Origin of the sequence: Gordonia sp. OPL2, from assembly GCF_003797825.1 — a bacterium.
Taxonomy (GTDB): domain Bacteria; phylum Actinomycetota; class Actinomycetes; order Mycobacteriales; family Mycobacteriaceae; genus Gordonia.
Genome location: NZ_RKME01000020.1, coordinates 78,572 through 95,967, shown reverse-complemented (window position 1 = coordinate 95,967; position 17,396 = coordinate 78,572). Strand labels below are relative to the sequence as shown.

Annotated in this window: 18 protein-coding genes and 1 riboswitch; of the genes, 8 read left to right on the top strand and 10 right to left on the bottom strand. The window is 69.5% G+C overall.

Annotation, left to right across the window (positions count from 1 at the left end; genetic code table 11):
• The first annotated feature begins 7 nt into the window (after positions 1-7).
• Genes moaC through EEB19_RS18145 form a run of 4 tightly spaced genes read left to right on the top strand, consistent with a single transcriptional unit; the run spans position 8 to position 1,953 of the window.
• Positions 8-514 carry a cyclic pyranopterin monophosphate synthase MoaC gene (moaC, locus tag EEB19_RS18160; protein WP_262365757.1) on the top strand — a complete coding sequence of 169 codons (507 nt, stop codon included), beginning with the start codon at positions 8-10 and terminating at the stop codon, positions 512-514.
• Positions 507-1,007, top strand: coding sequence for a molybdenum cofactor biosynthesis protein B (locus EEB19_RS18155; RefSeq protein WP_187588746.1), 501 nt, complete (start codon positions 507-509; stop codon positions 1,005-1,007). The genes moaC and EEB19_RS18155 overlap by 8 nt, the downstream gene beginning before the upstream one ends.
• Positions 1,007-1,441 carry a molybdenum cofactor biosynthesis protein MoaE gene (locus EEB19_RS18150; RefSeq protein WP_187588745.1) on the top strand — a complete coding sequence of 145 codons (435 nt, stop codon included), beginning with the start codon at positions 1,007-1,009 and terminating at the stop codon, positions 1,439-1,441. The genes EEB19_RS18155 and EEB19_RS18150 overlap by 1 nt, the downstream gene beginning before the upstream one ends.
• Positions 1,438-1,953, top strand: a complete 516-nt coding sequence (locus tag EEB19_RS18145) for a DUF6328 family protein (protein WP_187588744.1) — start codon at positions 1,438-1,440, stop codon at positions 1,951-1,953. Before EEB19_RS18150 ends, EEB19_RS18145 begins: the two co-directional genes overlap by 4 nt.
• A gap of 260 nt (positions 1,954-2,213) precedes the next feature.
• Here the strand turns inward: EEB19_RS18145 and EEB19_RS18140 are convergent, their stop codons facing one another.
• From EEB19_RS18140 to EEB19_RS18120, 5 genes are all read right to left on the bottom strand, one after another.
• The gene (locus EEB19_RS18140) at positions 2,214-2,855 is read right to left on the bottom strand and encodes a transglycosylase family protein (protein ID WP_187588743.1); all 642 of its coding nucleotides are present in this window, start codon (positions 2,853-2,855) and stop codon (positions 2,214-2,216) included.
• Positions 2,856-2,862: 7 nt separating this feature from the next.
• Positions 2,863-3,067: riboswitch (cyclic di-AMP (ydaO/yuaA leader) on the bottom strand.
• Between the two features lie 224 nt (positions 3,068-3,291).
• Entirely contained in the window at positions 3,292-3,540 is a 249-nt protein-coding gene (locus EEB19_RS18135; RefSeq protein ID WP_187588742.1) for a MoaD/ThiS family protein, read from the bottom strand.
• A gap of 6 nt (positions 3,541-3,546) precedes the next feature.
• On the bottom strand, positions 3,547-4,635 hold the full coding sequence (gene moaA / locus EEB19_RS18130; RefSeq protein ID WP_187588741.1) for a GTP 3',8-cyclase MoaA: 1,089 nt from the start codon (positions 4,633-4,635) through the stop codon (positions 3,547-3,549).
• Positions 4,632-5,180 carry a flavin reductase family protein gene (locus tag EEB19_RS18125; protein ID WP_187588740.1) on the bottom strand — a complete coding sequence of 183 codons (549 nt, stop codon included), beginning with the start codon at positions 5,178-5,180 and terminating at the stop codon, positions 4,632-4,634. Before EEB19_RS18125 ends, moaA begins: the two co-directional genes overlap by 4 nt.
• Entirely contained in the window at positions 5,177-5,386 is a 210-nt protein-coding gene (locus EEB19_RS18120) for a hypothetical protein (protein WP_187588739.1), read from the bottom strand. The genes EEB19_RS18125 and EEB19_RS18120 overlap by 4 nt, the downstream gene beginning before the upstream one ends.
• Positions 5,387-5,597: 211 nt before the next feature.
• On the opposite strand from EEB19_RS18120, the gene EEB19_RS18115 reads away from it, so the two are divergent.
• On the top strand, positions 5,598-6,011 hold the full coding sequence (locus EEB19_RS18115; protein ID WP_187588766.1) for a cold-shock protein: 414 nt from the start codon (positions 5,598-5,600) through the stop codon (positions 6,009-6,011).
• 45 nt (positions 6,012-6,056) lie between these two features.
• Here the strand turns inward: EEB19_RS18115 and EEB19_RS18110 are convergent, their stop codons facing one another.
• Positions 6,057-6,617, bottom strand: a complete 561-nt coding sequence (locus tag EEB19_RS18110) for a DUF2771 domain-containing protein (RefSeq protein WP_262365756.1) — start codon at positions 6,615-6,617, stop codon at positions 6,057-6,059.
• 3 nt (positions 6,618-6,620) lie between these two features.
• On the bottom strand, positions 6,621-8,480 hold the full coding sequence (locus EEB19_RS18105; RefSeq protein ID WP_262365762.1) for an MFS transporter: 1,860 nt from the start codon (positions 8,478-8,480) through the stop codon (positions 6,621-6,623).
• A gap of 336 nt (positions 8,481-8,816) precedes the next feature.
• Here EEB19_RS18105 and EEB19_RS18100 point away from each other — a divergent pair, with 336 nt between their 5' ends.
• Together EEB19_RS18100 and EEB19_RS18095 are read left to right on the top strand one after the other, a co-directional pair.
• Entirely contained in the window at positions 8,817-9,614 is a 798-nt protein-coding gene (locus EEB19_RS18100) for a DUF3027 domain-containing protein (RefSeq protein ID WP_262365755.1), read from the top strand.
• Positions 9,615-9,628: 14 nt separating this feature from the next.
• Positions 9,629-12,466, top strand: a complete 2,838-nt coding sequence (locus EEB19_RS18095; protein WP_262365754.1) for a sacsin N-terminal ATP-binding-like domain-containing protein — start codon at positions 9,629-9,631, stop codon at positions 12,464-12,466.
• Here the strand turns inward: EEB19_RS18095 and EEB19_RS18090 are convergent.
• Positions 12,420-13,022, bottom strand: coding sequence for a TetR/AcrR family transcriptional regulator (locus EEB19_RS18090; RefSeq protein WP_187588736.1), 603 nt, complete (start codon positions 13,020-13,022; stop codon positions 12,420-12,422). The two genes, EEB19_RS18095 and EEB19_RS18090, sit on opposite strands and share 47 nt — an antisense overlap.
• A gap of 61 nt (positions 13,023-13,083) precedes the next feature.
• On the opposite strand from EEB19_RS18090, the gene EEB19_RS18085 reads away from it, so the two are divergent.
• Positions 13,084-14,226, top strand: coding sequence for an acyl-CoA dehydrogenase family protein (locus EEB19_RS18085; protein ID WP_187588735.1), 1,143 nt, complete (start codon positions 13,084-13,086; stop codon positions 14,224-14,226).
• Positions 14,227-14,241: 15 nt separating this feature from the next.
• Here the strand turns inward: EEB19_RS18085 and EEB19_RS18080 are convergent, their stop codons facing one another.
• The gene (locus EEB19_RS18080) at positions 14,242-14,982 is read right to left on the bottom strand and encodes a hemerythrin domain-containing protein (protein WP_187588734.1); all 741 of its coding nucleotides are present in this window, start codon (positions 14,980-14,982) and stop codon (positions 14,242-14,244) included.
• Positions 14,983-15,126: 144 nt separating this feature from the next.
• A complete protein-coding gene (locus tag EEB19_RS18075) occupies positions 15,127-17,340 on the bottom strand; it encodes an MMPL family transporter (RefSeq protein ID WP_187588733.1) in 2,214 nt (737 codons plus the stop codon).
• Positions 17,341-17,396: the final 56 nt, after the last annotated feature.

Genomic DNA, 17,396 nt, shown 5'->3' with positions numbered 1-17,396 from the left:
TCAGGCGGTGTCCGACAGCGGCGACCAGTCGAGCGGGCCGACCGGTTCCCGACTGAGTCACATCGACTCGGCCGGCGCGGCCCGGATGGTCGACGTGGGCGCCAAGGCGCGGACGAACCGCCGCGCGGTGGCCGGGGGAACGTTTCGAACCACCGCCGAGGTCATCTCGCTGCTCGCCGACAACCAACTCCCCAAGGGGGATGTCCTGGCGACGGCCCGCATCGCGGGCATCATGGCGGCCAAACGTACCGATGAGCTGATCCCGTTGTGTCATCAGCTCGCGTTGTCGTCGGTCGACGTCGACTTCGCGGTCGGCGACGATCACATCGACGTCACCGCGACGGTGACCACCAGCGGTCAGACAGGCGTCGAGATGGAAGCGCTGACCGCGGTCGCGGTCACCGGGCTCACGCTGCACGACATGGTGAAGGCAGTGGATCGCCGGGCGTCGATGCACGACATCCGGCTTCTGGAGAAGACCGGCGGCAAGTCGGGATCGTGGCGACGTGAGTGATCCGGAGTCGATCCGGCCCGCGTCGCGGGTGGCACGGGTCGTGGTCGCCTCCACACGCGCCAGCCGTGGCGCGTATACCGACCGGACCGGTCCGCTCATCGGCGAGTGGCTCACCGCCCACGGGTTCGTCGTCGACGAGGTGCTCGTGGTGGCCGACGGCCCACCTGTCGGGGGAGCGATCCGAGCAGGCGTCTACGCCGACGCCGACCTGGTCATCACGACCGGTGGCACCGGGCTCTCGCCGACCGATCGCACACCCGAGGAGACCCGCGCGTTGCTGGACGTGGAGATCCCGGGACTCGCCGACGCGATTCGATCCGCGGGACTGCCGACGGTGCCGACGGCGGTGCTGTCCCGCGGTGTCGCCGGCGTCGCCGGTCGCACTCTCGTCGTGAACCTGCCCGGCTCCACGGGCGGGGTCCGCGATGGTTTGGCGGTCCTCGACGGGGTACTCGACCATGCACTGGATCAGATCGGTGGAGGTGATCACTGATGGCCGTCGTCGCACGAGCTGCTTTGTCGGACAGCGTGATCGGGCTGGCCGAGCACGAGGCGCTCGTCGCCGCTGCCGCCCAGGGGGCGGCTGGTGCCATCGTGGGGTTCACCGGCGCGGTCCGCGACCACGACGGCGGTCGCGGGGTCACCCGACTGTCCTACAGTGCCCACCCGACGGCGCAGCAGGTGCTGGGTGAGGTCGTCGCCGAGGTGGCCGCCGCGGCCGACGGCGTCCGCGCGGTCGCGGTCAGCCACCGGGTGGGTGACCTGGTCATCGGCGACGTCGCGTTCGTCGTCGCGGTTGCTGCCGATCACCGTCGGGCGGCGTTCGAGACGTGCTCGACGATTGTCGACGAGGTCAAGGCGCGCCTGCCCGTGTGGAAACACCAGTTCTTCACCGACGGCCGCGACGAATGGGTCGGATCGGCATGACCGTCGCCGACGACGGTTCGGCCTCCGAGCGCGACCCGGAGCGCAACGAGACGCGCACCGAACGGCTCGACCGCAACTGGGCCAGCCTGCTCCAGGAACTGCGCGTGGTGCAGACCGGTGGGCAGATCCTGACCGGCCTGATGCTGACCATCCCTTTTCAGGAGGGATTCGAGGAGCTCACCACCCGCGAGCAGCGGATCTTCGTGCTGAGCCTGGTGTTCGCGGTACTCAGCACCATCACCCTCATCTCGCCCGTCGCCCTGCACCGGCTGCTGTTCCGCCGCCATGCCATCGACCGTCTCGTCGACCGCGCCCACCGACTGACGCTCATCGGCATCACATTCCTCGGGCTGGCGCTGACCGGAGTGGTGTCGGTCATCTTCGACATCGCGTTCGGCGGGTGGGCCGCCCTGGCTGCGGCGATCATCGCCGTGGCGGTCTTCGTGGTGATGTGGGTGGCACTGCCGCTGCGCGAGCGCCGTCACCTGGACGGCCCTGACGGCCGGACCTGAATCGGCCGTTCCTGAATCGGCCGGACCTGAATCGGCCGGTCTGCGGCCGCGACGGGACCTGGCCATAGCGGGACCCGATCTGCCGCGAGAACGCGGCCACCGGGGACCCGACCATCGAGGCACCTGAACATCGAGACACCCGACCATCGAGACATCCGTCGCCCGACCCCGACCATGGACAAGGGCCCCGCACGGGCGTGATGCCGTCGTGCGGGGCCCTTCGACTGTGGGCCCGTAAAGGGGCGAGGTCAGCGCCTCACTCAGGGAGTGGGCAGCTGATCCTTGTGCTGGTTGAACAGCGCGATCTGATCCGGGTTCAGCTCGTAACCGGTCTTTTTGGCGGCCTCCCAGAGGTTCTTGACCTCGGGGGTGATCTTGTTGTTGTCGGCGGCCTGGTCGACGGCCTTGTCGATCTGGCTCTTCACGTCACCGGTGCTCTTGGCCTCAGGGGCCGCAGACCAGTTGAACGGTGCCGGCAACTGCGGGAGCTGCGGGAGTGCGGGCTTCTCGGCAGGTGCGGTGCGCGGGGTCGAACCCGACAGCCCGGTGCCGCAGACGGGCCATGCGCCCTTGCCCTGGCCGGCGAGCACACGCTCGGCGACCACGATCTGCTCCTGCTTGCTGGCCTGGTCGGCGCTCGGGGCGAACTCGGTGCCGCCGTGGCCGGCCCAGGTGCTCGGGCTGAACTGCAGGCCACCCTGGTAACCGTTGCCGGTGTTGATGGCCCAGTTGCCGCCCGACTCGCACTGGGCGACCTGGTTCCACTCGGCGTCGGTGGCGGCGTTCGCCGAACCGGTGCCCAGCATGGCGGCTCCGCCGCCCAGGACGGCACCGGTGAGGGCGACCTTGGCGAGGGTCTTGGTGGTCGTGGTGGTCGTCTGCTTGCGATGACGTCCGGACATGTCAGGTGTTTCCTCTCTCCACGCGCCTACGAAGTCAGCTGTCGGGTTCGGGCGAGAGGTGCCCGGTCACGGCCTGACATGGTGTCCATGCCGTGTCTTAACCCCAAGGACATCCGAAGATGTCCGGTCTCTACGAGGGTGGGTCCCCCGTCCTCGCTCCTAGATGTCGTACTGGCGTCCCGTGGCGGAGCGAGGCTCGGCGCGGCCGACGGAACGTTATGTATGTGGTTACTGATCTGTGACCCCCGAGGGCGTCGTTCAGTCACACTACGACGTCTGCGTGGACGAATCACGTTGTTGGCAAGCCAGTTTTCGAGGCCTGAGTGGGGCTTTCGACCCACATCTGGCGTCATCCCTGCTCACGGGGCGATAGTCGACTTGTGTCCTTCTCGTTATCGTCCCGTTATGTGAGGAAGCTCACAGGCCGATTGTGGCGTCAGCCACCTGCGAATGGCGGCAGCACGTCGACGGTGTCGCATCGACCGAGTCGGACGCCCCGGTCGCAGACCGCGATCGAGTCGCGCAGATATGAGCATCGTGCGAGTACGCGTTCGAGATCGGGGTTGCCGGCGGCGAGGAGCGATTCGAGCTGCCCCAGAGTGGCGTCGGCGTCGATGTCGACGACGGCGGACTCGGTGCCCGCGGCGGCGCGCGCGGCAGCGAAGTATCGGATGGTCAGTCGCATGCGCGCTCAGCCCCCGATGGCCGACATCGGCCGGGTGGGTTGATGGAAGTCCGGATCGTTGACGCCGTGGCCCGCGGCCTTGGTCCAGACGTTGCCGCGCCACCGTCGGGCGATGGCCTCGTCGATGTCCTTCTCGGGCAGATCGCCCCGCAGAATCCCGCGCAGGTCGGTCTCCGACTCCGCGAACAGACAGTTGCGCAGAGCGCCGTCGGCGGTGAGGCGAGCACGGTCGCAGTCGCCGCAGAACGGGCGGGTGACCGAGGCGATCACGCCGACGCGTGCGGGCTCGCCGTCGACGTCGTATCCGTCCACCAGCCACGTGGCCGCCGGTGCACTCCCTCGCGGCCGCGGATCGGACAGGAGGGTGAAATGCGACCGGAGGACGGCCAGGATCTCCTCGGCGGTGACCATGGCGGACCGGTTCCAGCGGTGATCTGCGTCGAGCGGCATCTGCTCGATGATCCGCAGCTGATAGCCGTGATCGAGGCAGAAGGTCAGCAGGTCGGGCAGCCGGGCGAGGTCCTCGTGGCCGGCCAGCACGGCGTTCACCTTGACCGAACGCAGGGCGGAGTCGCGCGCAGCGGCGAGCCCGCTGAGCACATCGTCGAGGCGGTCTCGTCGGGTGATCTCCGCGAACCGCTGGGGATCGACGGTGTCGAGCGACACGTTGACCCGGCTGAGCCCGGCCGCGACGAGGCCGTCGATGCGACGGGCCAGGCCGAGGCCGTTGGTGGTCATCGCGATCTCGGGTCGTTCGGGCAGTCCGGCGACGGCGCCGATCAGGTGCTCGAGGTCGCGACGAAGGAGTGGTTCGCCGCCGGTGAAGCGGATCGACCGGATGCCCAGGTCACGCACGGCGACCGTCATCACCCGGATGAGTTCATCGGTACTCAGCACCTCATCCGTGGGCAGCCAGTCGAGTCCTTCAGCCGGCATGCAGTAGGTGCAGCGCAGGTTGCAGCGATCGGTCACCGACACCCTCAGGTCGGTGACGATGCGGCCGAAACGGTCACGCAGCGGACCGTCCGACGGCGTGTCCGGCGGTGCCGCCGCGGCGGAGGCGGTGGTGGGCAATCCGAGCGCGACGACGGTCACGACTGCCCCCGGAGTGCCTCGAGCGAGCGAAAGGTGCTGGCGTGGAAGACGAGTGGTTCGACGCCCGCGTCGTATCGGAGCGATTCGATACGCAACAGCACGAGGGTGTGGTCGCCCGCCGGGATCTCGTTGTACAGCGAACACGAGAGACTGGCGGCGGCGTCGGGGATGAAGACCGCGCCGTCGTCGGTGCCGAACGGGGTGATGCCGGCGAACCGGCCCTCACTCGGACCGGCCAGCTGACGGCAGAGGTCGGACTGATCGCGGGCGAAGACGCTGACCCCGATGGCCGGCGCCGACCGTAGTCGCGGCCAGGTCGTCGAGGTGTTCTGCACGCAGAGAGAGACGAGCGGCGGGTCCAGCGACACGGTCGTGAAGGCGCTGGCCGCCATGCCCGCGAGAGTGGCGACGCCCTCGTCGTCGGCAACCCGGCAGGCGACCGCGACGACGCCCGACGGGAAGCAGCTGTACGCCTGCTTGAGCACCTCCGTGTCGGCGGCGGGTGCGAGGTCGTCGGCGGCGACGATGACCGACTCCAGCGTCATCGGGTCCGCCGCCCGGAACGCAACGCGAAGACGATGCCGAGGACGAATCCGAGCGGCGCGCACATGGTGAGCAGGTAGACGACCGTCGGTGCGGTCCCGCCGTCGGTGACCAGCGGTGTGACGAACAGCGCCACGATCGCGGCCACTCCGACCGCGAACACCACCCCGGCCGCCTGCAGCAGCCGCGGGGACGATTGCCTCTTCATGCTTTCCACGGTAGAACACCTCCCTCAGTCGTGACGTACGCCGAGGGTGAGGTATTCCACGTGACCGTCGTCGGAGCCGTTGGCTAGACTTGGTGCCCATTGGCGCCTGGATCATCTGACATGGAGCCGGGTCTGCTCGACGGACCAGCCGAAAGTCAGGTGAGGGGCGCTTTTGTCATGGAACTCCGATGCACAGATGAGGGTGAGCACAGTGCCGACCGGCAAGGTGAAGTGGTACGACGCGGACAAAGGTTTCGGATTCCTCGCGCAGGACAGCGGGGAGGACGTCTACGTCCGCTCGTCGGCCCTGCCCGAGGGCGTGGAGGGCCTCAAACCCGGCCAACGCGTCGAATTCGGCATGGCCGCGGGCCGTCGCGGTCCACAGGCCCTGTCGGTCACCGTTCTCGACCCCGCCCCGAGCGTCGCGAAGAACACCCGTGAGGCCGCCCGCAAGGAGACCAAGCGGCACACCCCGGACGAACTGCACGGCATGGTGGCGGACCTGATCACCCTGCTCGAGGGGACGGTGCAGCCGGAGCTGCGCAAGGGCCGCTACCCGGACCGCAAGACGTCGCAGCGGATCTCCGAGGTCGTGCGCGCGGTCACCCGCGAACTCGAACGCTGAGGGCGCGGGGGTCGCGGCGCCGCGAGGCTTCGACCGCGGACCCGCTCAACCCCGTTGGGCCGCACGCATCTGCAGGTTGTCGGGGGTGGTGTTGGCGGCGAGGAATCCGCGGGCGATCACGTTGTCGGTGCCGGCGTCGGCCACAGCCGACGGCACCTGCACCTCGACGTTGATCAGCACCCGTTCGGGCGTGGATTGCAGGACCGTTGTGTAGGTCGAGTTCGACCGCATCGGCACGGACGTCCCATCCGGCCCATCCGGCGTCAGATACTGCACGACCAGGTTCCACGGCCACTCCGCGATGCCCTGTGACACCGACAGCATCACCGTCTCGCCGACGGGTACCGGCACCCGCTGGATACGCATGTCGGTGAGCTTCTCGGGTTCGCAGTTCTTCAGGAACACATCGCACATGCGGGTCGGCTCGACCCGGACGAGCCGGTCACCGACGGCGAGCTGCAGATACATGTCGTCGTGCGAGGTGTCGTCCCCCGACCACGAGTCCTTGGTGAGGAACACCACCGTGCCGCCGACGACGACCACGAACGCGACGACGACCGCCGCGATGACGCCGAGCGCCTTCTTCTCTCCGCTGTTCAGATTCACGTTCTAGGGCTGTCCTGTGTGGTCGGTGCGATCTCGGTCTGGGGTGATCCGGTCGGTGCGCGGACGTTCGGCGGGCATCCGCGCGGTCGATCCGGCTCCGTGGAGGCCGTCGGCGGCCGGATGTGCCCGGGTCGCGGCCTGCGACGGCGGCACATGGCCGGATCGACGCGTCATGCGGTCGGCGTCGCCGAGGTGGATCGCCACCGTCGGCTCCGCATAGTCCGGGCGCCGGCCGCCGATACCGGGGACCAACGACGATCCCCGTGTGGTCAGCACGGTCTGGAGCAGTCCGATCCCGAGCAGGACGGCGACGACGGTGAAGCCGATCCACAATGTCGGCGGCAGCAGGACGCCCAGGCTCGCGCCCAGCACCCAGCCCAGTTGCAGGACCGTCTCCGACCGGCCGAACGCCGACGCCCGTGACTCCTCGGGCAGGTCGTCCTGGATCGAGGAGTCCAGGCACACCTTGCCGACAGCACTCGTCCCCGACGCGATGAACGCGGCGACCGTGGCGACGACGATGTTGCCGAAGATCGCCGCGAGGGTGGCGACGACGAAACATGCGGCGGTGCACCAGAGCACGATCTGCGGGGGATTCTTCAGCTCCAGGCGTGTGCCGAGACCGTTGCCGATCATGTTGCCGACACCGGCGGCTGCACCGACGGCCCCGAGCAGGACGAGCTGTGTCCAGTCGGAGTGCACGTCCTGCTGGGCCTTGGCGTAGAACGCGATGTAGAGCGTCAGGAAGCCGGTCAGGATCCGGATCGTGGCGTTGCCCCAGAGTCCGGCCACCACCTTGCGGCCCAGCGGCTGCCGCATCTTGGCGGCGATGGCGGTCGCCGTCTCGCGGGCGCCGCGCAGGCCGGTGCCACCCGCGTCGTCGCGGACAGGACGTGCGGCCGGTTCGCCGTGATAGGTCAGCGTCGTCGGGATCTCACCCTCGGTCACCTCGACCCACGACGGGATGCGCATGCACAGGTACGCGCCGACCGCGGCGATCAGCGCGAGCCACGCCATGGCGCCCGGGATGTGGATCGGCAGCACCTTCGCGAGCAGCAGTTCGAAGAACGCGGCGACACCACCGCCGATGATCGTGCCGCCGATCAGGCCGAAGGTGGTCAGACGGGAGTTCACCCGCGGCAGATCGATGCTCGGCGGGACGACGCGCGGCGTGACCGCCGACTTCAGCACGCCGAACGACTTCGACAGCACGAGCAGCCCGAGCGCACACGGATAGAGCACCCACGGGTCGTACTGCAGTTGCTGGGCGGTCGAGTCCCAGGAACAGTTCGCCATGATCAGCAGGGCCAGGACCACGCGGAGACCGAACGTCGTCGCCATCGCGATCCGCCGACCGTGCTGCAGACGATCGAGCAGAGGCCCGATGAGCGGTGCGATCACCGCGAACGGCGCAATGGTGAGCGCGAGGTACAGGCCGACGCTCGTCTTCGACTCACCCGTCGCCGCTGCGAAGAACAGGGTGTTCGCCAGCGCGACGGCCATGGCCGCGTCGACGGCGAAGTTGACGATGACCGGCAGGGTCAGCGCGGTGAGTCCCGATCGGTCGGCCCCGTCGGCGGTGGCCGCCTGATAGATCTTCCCGATGCCGCGGCCGGTCAGCTCGCGACTGCGCATCGCGGCGACCCGGGCGACGGTGATCTTCTTCGGTACACCGCGCCCACCGGGGACGTCGCTCGGCATCGCGCGCGTGCCGCCGAGACGGTCGGTGGCGGCATCGGGATGGCCGGCGTCGTCGAGCGGTGGCAGATGCGGGTTGTGCGTGCGGGGTGGCAGGTAGGCGTGGTCGGCGGGGCCGCGGTTGACGGGGCGACCGGTGGGACGACGTGACGCCCCCGGCGGGATGTGCGCTGTCCGGCCGTCGTCGGCCGGATAGTTGGCGGTGCCCGGATGCTGCCGGTGGTTGCGACGGTCGTCGGCCGGCCCGGCGTCGCGAGCCGTGCCGCGGGGGTCGGGCCCCGTCGGTTCGCTCTGCTCCCGCCGCGAAAAGCGGGGACTGGGTCGGTTCACATCGCCAATTGTTCCTCATCGCACCGACTCGGTGTCGGCACGGCCGCCTCGCGCGTGCCGGGGGTGACCTCGCTCACGACCGGGCACGGTGAACGCGATGAATCCGGGCGCGCGAGACCGCAAATGACGGGTCGGTGCCGCGCAGGTCACGCGGTGTTGCACACTGGACGGGTGACTCTTGCATTCGACGCCGACCGGCTGCGTGCCGCCGTCGACGTGGCGCGCGCGGCGCTCGTCGAGGACGGCCAACATCCGGGCGCGCACCTGGAGAGCGCCACCGAGGGCGAGTGGGCCGTCGCCCACTACTTCGAGGCCGGACTCGTCGGCTACCGCGGCTGGCAGTGGTGCGTCGTCCTGGCGGGTGCGCCGGACACGGACGAGATCACGGTCTCCGAGATCGTGCTGCTCCCGGGTGAGGGATCGCTGCTCGCCCCGAGTTGGGTGCCGTGGAACGAGCGCGTCGCCGCCGGCGACCTCACCCCGGGTGATGTCCTGGCCGCAGAGCCCGACGACGCGCGTCTGGTGCCGAACCAGATCGATACCGGCGACGAGTTCCGCTTTCCCGCCGACGACGAGCCGAGCGCCGACGACGACGAGGAGATCGGACAGGTCGCGGGTGAACTCGGTCTGGGCCGACGGCGTCTGCTGAGCCGGGAAGGGCGCGACGAGGCCGCGCAGCGCTGGTACGACGGCGATTTCGGGCCGCGTGCGGACATGGCCGTCGCCGCCGCCTACAGCTGTGCCACCTGCGGTTTCTACCTTCCCCTCGCCGGTGCGTTGCGCCCGGCGTTCGGGGTGTGTGCCAACGAGTACTCGGCCGACGGTCACGTCGTGGCCGCCGACTACGGGTGCGGGGCGCACTCCGACGTCCCGGCGCCGAAGGGTGATGGTTCTCCGGCCTACGACGCCTACGACGACGGTGCGCTGGAGATCGTCAGCGTCGGCTCCGCCGGCGACGTGACCTCCTGAGGCGCCCTGACACGGTGAGTGCCGCCGACCGGGCCGGTGCCGCAGGGGCGGCCGGTGGCGCCGATGCGTTCGGTCTCGCCGCATTGCGTTCGGCCACACTCGACACCTGGCGGACATCGCCGACCCGCCTGGCCGAGGACGTCGCCGCCGAGACCGATCTGGTCACGGTCGGCTACCGCGATCGACTGTTCACCGAACTCGCCGCCAACGCCGCCGATGCCGCCGCGGCGTCCGGTGTGCCGGGCCGGCTGGTCATCTGGGCCACCGACACCACGGTGCATGTCGGCAACACCGGGGCGCCGCTGACCGTCGACGGCGTCCGATCCCTGCTCGCCCTCCGGGTCTCGGCGAAGACCGGATCGACGCAGGCCCCGCACGTGGGCCGGTTCGGGGTCGGCTTCACCGCGACCGCAACCGTCGCCGACCGCGTCGAGGTCCGGTCCACGACGGGATCGATCGTGTTCGACCGCGCCGAATCCGTGCGTGCCGCAGTCGATTCCGGGGTCGCCGTCGGGGCTCCCGGCGGTGTGCCGCCACTGCTCCGGCTCGCCTGGCCGGTGGCGGAGACGCCGGCCAAGGGTCTCGACACCGAGATCATCCTCCATCTGCGTGACGGGGTGTCCGTCGATGCCCTGATCGACATGGCTCGGACACAGGCGACCGACCTTCTCCTGGAACTTCCTGCACTGGAGCAGGTCTCGGTGGCAGACGCGGTCGCGTCGATTCGGCGGGAGCCGCTGTCGGAGACGACCGCGACGGCCATCGTCGACGTCGAGACGAGCGGCCGCACCGAGCGACGGCAGTGGGCCGAGTCGACTGGCGGCGCTACCCGGTGGCTGGTGGAACTGGGCGCCGACGGCCCGCGTGGCCCCGATCCGAATGTGCTGTGTGCGCCGACACCCACCGACATCGAGCTGTCGTTGCCGGCACGCGTCATCACCGACCTGCCGCTGACCCCCGACCGGCGACACCTACATCCGGACGCCGACATCGGCACGGCCGCAGCTGGATACAGCGACCTCATCGCCGCAGTGCGTGCGTCGTGGCGGCCGGTGCTGATCCCGACGCACGCCGCCAGCCGCAACCGTGACGACAGCGCTCTGAGCGACGCCGTGATCGATGAATTGCGGTACGCGGCCTGGCTTCCCGCCGCGACTACAGACCCGGCCGAGGGCGGTTCCGCCGCCGCGGATCTCGTCCCGAGCCGTTCGGTCGTGTTCCCCGATCTGACCGCAGCGCTCGCCGACGTGCTCGCGCCTGTGATGGGGGACCTCGCGCACCCGGACGTGTCCGAGCGGCGGCATCTGGCGCGGCTGAGATCTGTGGGCGTGACGGAGATCGGGCCGGCCGACCTCGCCGAGCGGCTCATCGGCGTCGACCGTGACCCGACCTGGTGGCGCGACCTCTACGAGGCACTCTCGCCCTTGGTGATCAGTGCCTCCGATGTGGAAGAGCTGGGGGCGCTGCCGGTCCCGCGGGCCGACGGCCGGATGAACATCGGCGCCCGCGGGCTCTTCGTCGCGGACACCATCGACACCCCGATCCCCTGGGTACCCACCCTGCACGCCGACGCCCGGCATCCGCTCGTCGAGCGACTTGGCGCCGAGTCGCTGTCGGTGTCGGTAGCCCTGTCCGATCCGGCCCTCGAACAGCTCATCACCGACGTCGACGACGACGAGATGAGCGAGATCGCCGACGCGGTGTTCGCGCTGCTGGCCACCGACCCATCAGCGGTGGCACCGGAATGGTTGTCGGGCTTGCTGATCCCCGATCAGGACGGTTCGCTGCGCCCGGCCGACGAGCTCCTGCTGCCGGACAGCCCACTGGCCGCGGTGCTCGTCGACGACTCGCCGTTCGGCGTCGTCGCCGACGGCCTCGTCCGCGCGGTCGGCCCGGAGGTCTTGCGCCGCATCGGTGTCGGCTGGGGATTCCTCACCGTCGTCGACGAGTTGCCCGTCGGACCCGACCACGATCTGCCCGACGAGGACGAGTGGTGGTCGTCGGCGGCCGATCCGCCCGATCGCCTGATCGCCGTGCGCGACCTCGATCTGGTCGCCGACGACCGGTGGCCGGAGGCACTGACCCTGCTCGCCACGGACGAGGCACTCGCGCCGGTGCTGGCCGACCGTGACGGATACACAGCCTGGTGGTTACGTCATCACGCCGTCGTCGACGGGCACCGGCTCGGTTGGTACCGATCGCCCTCTGATGAGCGGGTTCTCGGTGTCCGTGACGCCCTGGACCACCCGCATGCAGATGCTCTCGCCGCAGCTCTCGGGGGACTCGAGATCGAGTCTCCCGACGACGCGAACACCGTCCTCGCGCATCTCGGTGATCCGCAGCGCACGATCACCCCGGGAGTGGCGGCATCCGCCTACGGTTCCGTCGTCCGCGCTGTGCGCGACGGAGTCATCATGACCTCGGAACTCGATGTGCCGCAGCATGTCCGGACCATGTCGGGCGAGGCCGTGGAGACCGCGGTCGTCGTGGACACCCCCTGGGTGCTGCAGGTGCTCGCCCCGGGGGAGGCCGTTCTGGCCGGTGCCCGCGTCGAGGGCGACGACGCGGATCTGCTCGCCGACATCCTCGACCTGCCGACCGCGGGGGAGGAGATCGAGTCCGAGGTCCGCGACGTCGGGGACGCCGGGACTGCGCAGTGTGCCGAGGCGATGCGGTTCACCGCGATGCGCGACGTCGACACTCTGCACGGCGAGGTCCGAATCCACGATGAACTGTGGGTGATGGTGCAGCGCAACGGTGTCCGCACCGAGGCACCGGTCGAGTGGTGGGTCGACGGACGAGGCGTCACGCACCTGCGGAGGTGGTCGTCCGGGCATCGATCCCGACCGTGAGGATCGAGGCCAGCTCGCGGTAGGCGTGCGCGTCGTCGAGTCCGGTGGTGGCGGCGACCTCACGACGTTGGATACGACTCATCATCGAGGCCGCGAGGTCGGCGGCGAACGACGCGTTGACGTCCCGGAAGTCGCCGTCGGCGACGCCGTTCGCGATCAGCTCGCCCACCCGGCGCGCCGCAGCCTGAGTGTTCCGCTCGTACAGCTCGCGGGTCGGCGCATAGGCGTGTAGGTCGGTCATGAACTGTTCCGAGGCGGGGGCGAGTGCGTCGCCCACCGCGATGAGATAGGCGATGACCTTCGCGCGGGCGCCCTCGGTGTCCGCGACGCGGCCTTCCACCTCGTCGGTGGCGACCCGGAAGAAGTGCGTCACCGTCTTGACGACGAGCTGCTCCTTGCTGCCGGCGAGGGTGTAGAGCGTGGATTTCGAACATCGCAGCCGGGCGGCCAGCTCGGCGACCCCCAGGTGGGCGAAGCCTTCCGCAAGCAACAGTGTCACCAACCCGTCGAAGAGGTCGCCGCGTCGGGTCGTTGCGAACGCGGTGTCGTCGGTCATGTCTCACATAGTACTGTGAGGAGTACTTCAGTACTGCTCTAGTTCCCTCGGAGGTCGTGTCATGCCGGTCGATCGATTGCTACCCACTGATGAGGCTCGCGATCTCATCGCCATGACCAGGGACTTCGCCGACAAGCGGCTGGCCCCCATCGTCGACGAGCACGAGAAGAACGAAACCTATCCGGAGGGCTTGTTCGCCGAGATGGGTGAGGCCGGTCTGCTCGGTCTGCCGTACCCGGTCGAGTGGGACGGGGGCGGGCAGCCATACGAGGTGTATCTGCAGGTTCTCGAGGAACTCGGCGCGCGGTGGGCGGCGGTCGCCGTCGCCGTCAGCGTGCATGGCCTCGCGTGCCATCCGCTCTACAACTTCGGCACCGAGGAGCAGAAGCAACGTTGGCTGCCGGACCTGCTGAACGGCCGTCTCGTCGGTGCCTACAGCCTGTCGGAGCCGCAGGCGGGGTCGGACGCGGCGGCCCTGTCCTGTCGCGCCGGCACCGTCGAGGGTGGATATCGGGTCAACGGTGCGAAGGCATGGATCACGCACGGCGGGATCGCCGACGTCTACAACCTCTTCGCGCGGACCGGCGAGGGGTCGAAGGGCATCAGCTGCTTCCTCGTGCCCCGCGACACCGACGGACTGGCGTTCGGAAAGCCGGAGGAGAAGATGGGGCTCCACGCCGTGCCCACCACCTCGGCGACCTACGACGACGCATTCGTCGACGAGGACCGGCGACTGGGTGCGGAGGGGGAGGGCCTGAGTATCGCATTCTCCGCGCTGGACTCCGGCCGGCTCGGCATCGCCGCGGTCGCCACAGGTCTGGCGCAGGCCGCACTCGATGCCGCCGTCGACTACGCGCAGGAACGAACCGCATTCGGCCGCAAGATCATCGATCACCAGGGTCTGGGATTCCTCTTGGCGGACATGGCGGCCGCCGTCGACTCGGCCCGCGCCACCTACCTCGATGCCGCCCGTCGACGTGACGCCGGCAGACCCTATTCACGGGCCGCGGCGACCGCGAAACTCCTCGCCACCGACACGGCCATGTCGGTGACCACCGACGCCGTTCAGGTGTTCGGCGGGTACGGCTACACCCGCGACTTCCGGGTGGAGCGATACATGCGCGAGGCCAAGATCACGCAGATCTTCGAGGGCACCAACCAGATCCAGCGATTGGTCATCGCTCGCTCGCTGGCGTCGCGCTGAGGAACCGCCCGCCGATCAGACCGTGCTGTCGGGGTCGTAGCGGAACGCCCGGCGCTCGCCGCGCCGGAACGATCGGGCGCCGAGTGCCGCGAGGACCCAGAGCGGCCGCGGGACACGCTGTTTGACGATCGCGCGGCGGTCGTCGTCGAGGCCCTTGAGCATCCAGGGGGCCAGTCGTAGCGCATCCGTGAGCGACGAGTCGTCGCCGAACTTCTCCTCCAACCCGGCCCATTCCTCGACGCTCAGCCGGGCCTGGATGAGGGTCAGCGCGTCGCTCTCCTCATGGGCCAGGTGGGCGGTGAGGTGGGCGTGGGTGTCGCCGAGGACCGTCGTCAGGTCGGCACGGTCGGTGTCGTCCGCCCCGGCCGCCATGCGTGCGAATCCGGCATCGCATGCGTCCAGGAGCGGGTCGATCAGGCCGTGCTCGGATTCCATCGCCGCGAGGATCGCGCGCTCGTCGTCGGTGCTGCGCTCCTCCAGCAGGGGCCAGATCCACGCGTCCTCCCCGGCGTGGTGGTGATGCAGGATCTCTCGGAAGATCGACCACCGCTTCTGCAGCGCACGCCAGGTCGTGCGATCCGCCGACGGCGTGCGCGGCACGCAGCGCGCGAAGTCGGCGAGATCCCGCCGGAAACCGTGGTGGGCGAGGTACATCATGAACGGGTCGAGCGGACCGTCCGGCGCGGCGAACTGGCCGGGCAGCCTCAGCTGCTCGACGGTGCCGGACGGGGTCGCGGGGTGGGTCTGTGCGGTCATCTCTCACTGGCCTTTCTCGTTCTTCGGGCTGTCTGGATTCAGGGTCGGACAGTCCGCTTGGGTCTCACTTGGGGTGCGCTTGTGCGAGCGACCCTTCGTGACAGTCCTCCGCTGGCGCTCCGGCCTTCCTCAGGGATCGGGTTGTCAGCGAGGAGCGAGCGTGTGAGCGTCCTCTTCTGGTCGCTGAGGAGCGAGCTTGCGAGCGTCACGAAGCGCCCGCTCGTCGCAGTCGTCGTCGTCGAATGCGGTCGCCTCGACACCGACGTGCGGGAGAATCCGGTCGAGCCAGGTCGGCAGCCACCAGTTGTGGCCGCCCAGCAGCGCCATGGTCGCGGGGACGAGCACCATCCGGACCACGGTCGCGTCGAGGAACACCGCCACGGCCATGCCGAGCCCCATCATCTTGAGGACGATGTCGGTCTCCGAGGCGAAGCTCAGGAAGACCGCGACCATGATCGCTGCGGCCGTGGTGATCACCCGACCGGTCTTCGCCAGCCCGTTGATGACACTGGTCCGCGCGTCGCCGGTGGCCAGCCACTCTTCCCGAATCCGCGACAGGAGGAACACCTCATAGTCCATCGAGAGCCCGAAGAGGATGGCGAACACCAGGATCGGCACCCAACTCGACACGGCGACAGGGTGATCCACGCCGAGCAGCGACAGGCCCCAGCCCCACTGGAACACCATCGTGATCACGCCGTAGGCGGCCGCCACGGACAGCAGGTTCATGAATGCGGCCTTCAGCGGGATCACCACCGACCGGAACACGACCAGCAGCAGCAGAACCGATGCCGCCACGACGAATCCGATGACCACCCACATCCGCTTCTCGAGCATGGCCGAGATGTCGTCGAGGTAGGCCGTGTAGCCGGTCAGGATGGCGCCGGGTGGGAGGTCGGCCCGGATCGCGTCGAGCACATCGCCGGTCGCCGCAGCGGCCGGGTCGTGCGCGATCGTGATGGTCACCATGTCGAGTGCGGCGTCGGGGGAGCGGGTGGGTGACGCGACGTCGACGACGCCCGGGATGCCACGGACTTCGTCGAGTGCGGATGCCAGTGCGGTGGCGTCGACGCGATCGGTCGGCGCCACGATGACGACGTCGGCGTTCGCGCCCGTCCCGAACTCGGCGGCGATGAGGTCGTGCGCCTGCCGGGTGGTCAGTTCGGTCGATTGCGCGCCGGAGTCCTGCGGCCACGTGCGCATCGCGGCGGCGGGTGCCGCCAGGGCGAGCATCACTACTCCGGCGACGAGCATCGCCGCGACCGGACGTGCGCCGACCGCCGCCGCCCAGCGGGCGGTGAGCGGTGCACGTGCGGGCTGTTCCCCCGACCGGACGATGTCGGCGTGGCGGGATTCGGCGTGACGGACGGTGCGCGGCAGAATCCGGTCGCCGGTCAGTCGGCACAGCGCCGGCACCACCAACAGCGTGGCCGCCAGCATCGCGACGACGGCGATCGCGGTCGCGAAACCGAACGACGAGTAGGTCGGCAGGCCCGCGAGTCGCAGACCCATCAGCGACACCAGGACGGTGGTCGCGGCGAACACCGCGGACCGTCCTGCGGTGGCGACCGACCGTGCGGCGGCCTCGACCGGTGGATGGCCGCGGCGTACGAACTCGATGTGCCTGCTCACCACCAGCAACGCGTAGTCGATGCCGACGCCGAGCCCGACCATGCTCGCGACCATCGGGGCCGTCGGACTGACATCGGTGACCGCGGCGAGCAGGGTGACCCCGGCCGATCCGGCGATCAGCCCGCCGAGGGCGGATGCGATCGGGAGACCCGCGGCGACGACGGAGCCGAACGCGAACACCATGATCAGCAAGGCGATCGTGACGCCGATGATCTCCGCGTGTCCCTTGATCGGAGCGGCCGCGGTCTCCGGGAGCGATCCGTTCATCTCCACCTGGAGTCCGTCGGCGCGGGACGGTTCGATCGCGCGCTCCAACGCGCTCGCGTCGCCCATCAGGTCGGCGTCGGTGACCGGGACGTCGTATCCGACGGTGAGCACCGCGGTGTCGCCGTCGGCGGACAGCCGTGGCTTGTCGACGGTGGTGACGTGCGGCATCCGGGTCAGTCGTTCGCGCAGTGCCGACGTCTCGCCGGGCGACAGCGCGCCGTCGTCGGAGCGGACGACGATCCGCGCGAACGCGTTGCCGGCCCCGGGTACGTGTTCGCGCAGCATCTCGATGCCGGTCTGCGACGGCGTGCCCGTGACATCCCAGTTCTCCTGGGTCTGCCCACCCAGGGTGGAGGCGAGGCCGAGCAGGAGGCCGAGCGCGACCGCGAAGCCGATCAGGGCACGGAACGGATGGGACGCGCTCGCGTGGCCGATCCGGTAGAGGACGGAGGTGTGCATGGCGTTGCCTTTCGATGGCACTGTGGCCGGCAAGGCGTGAGAGCAGGGATCTCGCC

Coding starts and splice junctions, on each gene's coding strand:
- EEB19_RS18150 (WP_187588745.1), top strand. CDS start 1,007: ATGGCCGTCGTCGCACGAGCTGCTTTGTCGGACAGCGTGATCGGGCTG.
- EEB19_RS18145 (WP_187588744.1), top strand. CDS start 1,438: ATGACCGTCGCCGACGACGGTTCGGCCTCCGAGCGCGACCCGGAGCGC.
- EEB19_RS18140 (WP_187588743.1), bottom strand. CDS start 2,855: ATGTCCGGACGTCATCGCAAGCAGACGACCACCACGACCACCAAGACC.
- EEB19_RS18135 (WP_187588742.1), bottom strand. CDS start 3,540: ATGCGACTGACCATCCGATACTTCGCTGCCGCGCGCGCCGCCGCGGGC.
- EEB19_RS18125 (WP_187588740.1), bottom strand. CDS start 5,180: ATGACGCTGGAGTCGGTCATCGTCGCCGCCGACGACCTCGCACCCGCC.
- EEB19_RS18120 (WP_187588739.1), bottom strand. CDS start 5,386: ATGAAGAGGCAATCGTCCCCGCGGCTGCTGCAGGCGGCCGGGGTGGTG.
- EEB19_RS18090 (WP_187588736.1), bottom strand. CDS start 13,022: ATGACCGACGACACCGCGTTCGCAACGACCCGACGCGGCGACCTCTTC.
- EEB19_RS18085 (WP_187588735.1), top strand. CDS start 13,084: ATGCCGGTCGATCGATTGCTACCCACTGATGAGGCTCGCGATCTCATC.
- EEB19_RS18080 (WP_187588734.1), bottom strand. CDS start 14,982: ATGACCGCACAGACCCACCCCGCGACCCCGTCCGGCACCGTCGAGCAG.
- EEB19_RS18075 (WP_187588733.1), bottom strand. CDS start 17,340: ATGCACACCTCCGTCCTCTACCGGATCGGCCACGCGAGCGCGTCCCAT.